General features: G+C 47.2%; 1 protein-coding gene. It reads left to right on the top strand.

What is annotated here, in order from left to right:
* Positions 1-375, top strand: a 375-nt coding sequence (locus tag LKX83_RS32055; protein ID WP_227887310.1) for an urea carboxylase-associated family protein, incomplete at both ends; no start/stop codon positions are given.

Raw genomic sequence — 375 nt, 5'->3', positions numbered from 1 at the left:
ATGAACACGTTTCGCCTGTGCATATGCGCGCCTCGCTGAGCAGCATCCGTTTAAAAGAAGGAGACTACTTATACAGCAATAAGCGCAGACCGTTAATGCAGATGGTCAAAGATACGGTAGGCAGGCATGATTTCTTTTTTCCGGCCTGTGATTACTGGCGCTATAAAATCGACTTCGATGATGAGAACCATCCGAACTGCCATGACAATTTAAAAAAAGCGATGGCAGCATTCGGCGTGGACCGTCCTGTCCCCGATCCGATTAACTGGTTTATGAACAATCAGCTGGATGAAAATTGGGACTATATAATTGAAGAGCCGCGCTCAAAGCCGGGTGATTATGTGCAGCTGAAGGCGATGGAGGATGTCATCGTTG

Source organism: Cohnella baijiui (assembly GCF_020731285.1).
Lineage (GTDB): Bacteria > Bacillota > Bacilli > Paenibacillales > Paenibacillaceae > Cohnella.
Note: the sequence above shows the minus strand (reverse complement) of the source record. Positions and strands in the feature narration are given on the sequence as shown.